Source organism: Patescibacteria group bacterium (assembly GCA_018817085.1).
GTDB lineage: Bacteria > Patescibacteriota > WWE3 > CG2-30-40-12 > CG2-30-40-12 > CG2-30-40-12.
In genome coordinates, this window is the sequence record JAHIUT010000046.1 from 1 (window position 1) to 4,927 (window position 4,927).

Below are 4,927 nucleotides of genomic sequence, written 5' to 3' on the forward strand. Positions count from 1 at the left end.
GGTTATATTTTGCGCGGGATTAAGGAGCAATAAAGTCCATCAAAAAGGAGTTAAAATAATAAGATTTCCTAGGCAATTGGCAAGGTTTAGTATTTTCCTTACTACCGCCCCCACAATTTTACTGGGTTATTTTGTGTACAGGCTTCTTGGGAATAAAGTTGACATTATACACGGTCATGGGCACCTACCCATATATTTTCATATGTATAAATATTTGTTTGGGTGGCTTGATAAAACCCCATATTATTTGCATTTACATATAACGGCTAAGGGTAGGGAAGAAGAATTAGGAATAAAGAATACATCAGTTGGTTTCTGGACAAAGAATTTTGAGTGGCCGTTGCATAAATTATCGGATTATTTGGGTGTAAGGGTTGCGAATAAGATATTTTGTGTTAGCGAATCTGTAAAAGAAGAGGCGCAAAAATATTATGGGGCTGACCCATCAAAGACTTATTTTTTAGGAAGTGGTGTAAATATGAATCTATTTAAACCGGTAAATCGGAAAATGAGAAGGGGAAAGACTGTGCTGTTTTCGGGTACGCTTGTTGGGAGAAAAAACCCGGATTTGGTTATAAAAGCGCTAAAATATTTGCCGAAAGAGTATAGGGTGGTATTTGCTGGGGCGGGAAACGCGAAGGGATTAAACGAACTAGCGGAGAGAGAAAAGGTGTTTGATAGAGTAAGGTTTATAAATAACATTTCCTACAGAAGCATGCCGTTTGTATATCAAACATCCGATATTTTTGTGATGCCTTCTAATTACGAGGGTTATCCGAAGGTTGTGCTAGAAGCGTTATCTTGTGGCAAACCGGCTTTAGTAAGTGGTTTTAAAATATCAAAGGAGATTGAAAGATACACTTTTCCCGCAAACAGGAACCCGAAGGATTTAGCCGAACAGATTAAAAATATCTTGAAAAAAACTCCAGTAGTAGATAAAGAAACTATAGAAAACATAGAACAAAACTTTAGCTGGAATGCTTTAGCGAGGAAGTTAGACTCTTATTATAAGGGCTAAAGAAGTAGCACTTGTAAGTACCACTTCGGAACCTGCCTGCCGTAGGCAGGGTGGGACTTGTGTGACAAAGGGGGACATTTGCAAAACTGTCTAGACTAAGGAGTTTCCTTGTACAAGGAGACTCCTTTGTTAAATTTGCATTTTGTGGTAAACTAATTTCAGTTGTTTGAATACTTGTCCGTTTTTTGAAAAATGTTCGTCATTGCGAGGAGCGGAGTGTAACGAGCGACGAAGCAATCCCGATGAGATTGCTTCGTCGCAAAGCTCCTCGCAATGACGAGAGGGGAAAATGCCAATAGGGGTACAGACCCTGGAGGGTCTGACCCCAATACAGGAAAGGAGAAAGGGAGATGAAAACCCCAAATGTTTGTGTTATCAAGCTTCCTGGGGTTAAGAATTATGCTGTAGTAAGTCCCGGGAGAATTGTTTATGGGTTGAACGCTTGTGAAGAGGATATGAGGGTTTTGGTTGAGGAGGAAATGCAGAATGTTCTAAGCCAGTCGGGAGAATTGCTCCCTTCTCCCAATACAGGGGCCAAACTGTCTTGGATACCCACCTTTGACTGCAATTTACGTTGTGTGTATTGCTATGCGTTGGGTGGGGAAACCAAAGAATACTTACCGCTTGAGTATGCTGTCGCGTCGTTGCGGGCGGTTGGTGAGAGTAAAGGTTTTGATTATCTGGACATTTACCTTGTTGGTGGTGGAGAACCTTTGCTGGGGTTTGAAACAGTCAAAGAGGGTGTTCAGTTAGCGCGAGCAATGTTTGAAGAAGTGGCTGTTCATGTTGTCACTAATGGGACTTTTGATGAGGCTGTGTTCGAGTGGTTAGTTGAACAGGATGCCAATGTAAGAGTATCTTATGATGGGCCATTCCATACCTTGCAGAGACCCTACGCTGACGGAAGTTCTTCTTGGGAAACTGTGCGGGGCAATATAAAGCGACTTGTTGTAGCCGGTTTTGACTCTGTAGTTCAATGTATCGTCACGGCCCAAGGAGTTGTTGGTATGAGGTCGGTTGTGGACGATATTGTTTCTTTGGGTGTTCAAGTGGTCAAGATGGAACCAATGTTATCAACAGATGTCTCAAGGTCTGGTAAGGTTTTGGTGCCGAAGCCTAAAGTGTTTGCAAGAGCCTTGCTGGATGTGGTTCAATATGTAGTGGAGCATGGCCTAAATGTAAAAGTAGACACTGGTTTTTTCACAGAGCCTTCAGCGGGATACTACTGTGGGATGCCCAGGGGAAATATTATTGTTACCCCGCATGGTTTAATAACCTCTTGTGTCGAAGTTGCCAGGCCATCCGACCCTTATGCAGATTTGGTTGTATGTGGTAAGATTAGTGAACTAGGATGGGAAATTTACGAGGAGAGGAGAGAAAAGCTTGCGGAGTTGCATTTTAACAAGTATGGTGGGGGGTGTAGCAGATGCAACTTTAGGCTTCTTTGCCAAGGCGGTTGTCCTATGGCAAATATATGGCAATCGGGTTTGCCTGTTAGAAAATCCGCCTTTACCTGTTCTGTAGAGCATGAGCTTTTGCCAAAGCTTCTCCTAATGCTGGCTGAAAACCCTCATATAGCCGATGTGATTATGGAGGATGTTGAGGTGGAAGTTTGCTAACTAAACTGTGAAAGGAAGGGGGTGATCGTCGTGAAGAAGCTGGTGGTGACATGGAAGAAGACAGCTCGTCGGAAGAAGGTTGTTGGGATGTCGCATCCAGGTTGCTGTGCTCAAGATGGCGGCTGTGGCAAGAAGCACGGCAGCTAATCCCGTTCTTGAGGCAGTACCGCGTGGGTTTGGAATATAGGAGGGATATTCCAAACCCATTTTCATTTTGATAATAATATTGTGTTATGCTTTTAGAATTTACGAATAAACTTATCATAAGAAAAGCCTCTATAGCGGATATTCCAAAGATTGTTTCTATTCATAAAGATTGCGTTTTAAAAATAAATTCCAAATTTTACACGGTTGATGTTATTAAAGAGTGGGCAGATACGATTAGCTTCGAAAATGTTTTGGGACAATTCAATAATACAGAATGGATTGTGTGTGAACTGGATAAAGAAATAGTCGGTTTTGCCCAGTATTCTACAAAAGATAAAACCCTTTTTCAAATTCAAGTTAGTCCTAAATTTCAAAGAAAAGGTATTGGTAATAAATTTTATAGATACATAGAGAAGGAATTTATCAAGTCCAGCCAAAAGGTAATATTTTTAAATTCAACGCTTAAGGCGGTAGTTTTTTATAAAGGTTTGGGTTTTAGAAAAGTAGGGGGTATAAAATTTGTATTGAGTGAGCAGTTTATTAAAATGATAAAGATGGAGAAGGTAATTGGGTGAGTGCAAGTACCACTTCGGAACCTGCCTGCCGTAGGCAGGGTGGTACTTGTGTGACAAAGGGGGACATTTGCGAAACTTGCAAATTGTGGATAAGTGTGGTAGGATTATTGTTAGTTTTGAATACTTGTCCGTTTTTTGAAAAATTGTGTGTCATTGCGAGGAACGCGCCGCAGGCGAGAGACGAAGCAATCCCGATGAGATTGCTTCGTCGCAAAGCTCCTCGCAATGACAAAATTCAAAGGGGACTAACCCGCCGTAGGCGGGCAAGCCCCTAAATCAGGGAGAGGAGGAAGGGATGAAACGGGCTACGGCGCTGACTACTTTGACAGCGACGAGGATAACTACGACCCGTACGCGGACGACGAGTGAGATAATCTACTACCCCGTATGAAATAGGGGAGGATGCGAGTCTAACTTTCGTCCTCCCTGTAATATTATGGAAATGAAAACATCTTATACAGTTTCAATAATTTTAAAAAATGGACATAGAATAATGTTGGATGGATTTTTTCCTTCGCTTGAGGAAGCTCAAGAGATTTGGGAACTAACAAAAAAAGAGTGGGGGAGTAGAGGGTACATAAAAGTATCCGACAAATTTATATATTATGTGGAACCAAAGAATGTTATGTATGTGAGAATTGGGTTAACGGATGTGAATAAAGTTGTGGGTAAGGTTTAGAAACTTGCATTTTGTGGAAAAGTGTGGTAGGATAGTATTAGTTTTTTGAATACTTGTCCGGTTTTGAAAAATGTCCGTTGTGTAGCCGCAGGGCTTGTCCCTGCCAAGTGTAGTGTGGGCGACCACAAGGGTCGCAGCTACTTCGGGGATCAGGCCCCAATACGGGAAAGGAGAATGGAGATGAAGACGCTAGTTTTTATCTGTATGTCGTTTTGATTTCCAATCCCAGTATTTTTTAATCCATTTGGGATATTCTTCGTCGTTTTTGTCAAACAAGCCGTATTCAAAATCCAGCAATTCCGCCGCATATAAAAATTCCGAGTGATTTGTCTTTGTGAAAAGATTATCGGGCATTTCCATAGCGCAATTTACCACATCCATCGCGATATGTTTTTTTAATCTTATATCGTTTGAAATCGCCCCTGTTTGTACAAGTAGAATAAATTTTTCTTTGTCAATCATATTAATTATATAATAGTTTAACTTTGTTGAGTTGTCAAAAGCTCTTTTGTAGGTTATAATTCCTTTTAAGAGTAGCTTTACCCGAATAGTTGGATTTGACAAAAGGAGAGGAATGACATGACGAGATATTCGGATTCGGACGCTGCGCAGGATACGGGTGTGGATTCTCGTGAAGTTTCTGATGCGTGGCATCAGGCTAGGAATGACCACGAAGGTAGAGGTGGTGGGGATGACGATCTGTACGACACCTCGTGGAGGGATAGTGCGGATAGCGAGCTTCAAAGTTGGTTTGGTTCTGGAGATTTGTGGGCGCCGTATCAAAAATGGTTGATAAAATTGGCACTTCTTCCCTTTAATACAATAAAATATGCGCATCAGCCTCAATTTTAGGTTAAAATACCCCTCATGATTAAAAAAAATAACAAAA

At 41.3% G+C, this 4,927-nt stretch carries 6 protein-coding genes; 5 read left to right on the forward strand and 1 reads right to left on the reverse strand.

All coding sequences use genetic code 11. From position 1 onward, the window contains the following. The 4 genes from KJ678_03200 to KJ678_03215 all read left to right on the forward strand — a co-directional run. The coding region (locus KJ678_03200; GenBank protein ID MBU1017137.1) for a glycosyltransferase family 4 protein at positions 1 to 1,018 on the forward strand (1,018 nt) is incomplete at its 5' end. Positions 1,019 to 1,368: 350 nt separating this feature from the next. Then, complete coding sequence (locus KJ678_03205) at positions 1,369 to 2,637, forward strand: radical SAM protein (protein ID MBU1017138.1); 1,269 nt, start codon at positions 1,369 to 1,371, stop codon at positions 2,635 to 2,637. A gap of 233 nt (positions 2,638 to 2,870) precedes the next feature. Next, entirely contained in the window at positions 2,871 to 3,359 is a 489-nt protein-coding gene (locus KJ678_03210) for a GNAT family N-acetyltransferase (protein ID MBU1017139.1), read from the forward strand. Between the two features lie 442 nt (positions 3,360 to 3,801). Then, on the forward strand, positions 3,802 to 4,038 hold the full coding sequence (locus KJ678_03215) for a hypothetical protein (protein ID MBU1017140.1): 237 nt from the start codon (positions 3,802 to 3,804) through the stop codon (positions 4,036 to 4,038). Between the two features lie 189 nt (positions 4,039 to 4,227). Here KJ678_03215 and KJ678_03220 read toward each other — a convergent pair whose 3' ends face one another. Then, complete coding sequence (locus KJ678_03220) at positions 4,228 to 4,500, reverse strand: hypothetical protein (GenBank protein MBU1017141.1); 273 nt, start codon at positions 4,498 to 4,500, stop codon at positions 4,228 to 4,230. Between the two features lie 117 nt (positions 4,501 to 4,617). On the opposite strand from KJ678_03220, the gene KJ678_03225 reads away from it, so the two are divergent. Further along, complete coding sequence (locus tag KJ678_03225) at positions 4,618 to 4,890, forward strand: hypothetical protein (GenBank protein ID MBU1017142.1); 273 nt, start codon at positions 4,618 to 4,620, stop codon at positions 4,888 to 4,890. Positions 4,891 to 4,927: the final 37 nt, after the last annotated feature.

Coding starts and splice junctions, on each gene's coding strand:
- KJ678_03205 (MBU1017138.1), top strand. CDS start 1,369: ATGAAAACCCCAAATGTTTGTGTTATCAAGCTTCCTGGGGTTAAGAAT.
- KJ678_03210 (MBU1017139.1), top strand. CDS start 2,871: ATGCTTTTAGAATTTACGAATAAACTTATCATAAGAAAAGCCTCTATA.
- KJ678_03215 (MBU1017140.1), top strand. CDS start 3,802: ATGAAAACATCTTATACAGTTTCAATAATTTTAAAAAATGGACATAGA.
- KJ678_03220 (MBU1017141.1), bottom strand. CDS start 4,500: ATGATTGACAAAGAAAAATTTATTCTACTTGTACAAACAGGGGCGATT.
- KJ678_03225 (MBU1017142.1), top strand. CDS start 4,618: ATGACGAGATATTCGGATTCGGACGCTGCGCAGGATACGGGTGTGGAT.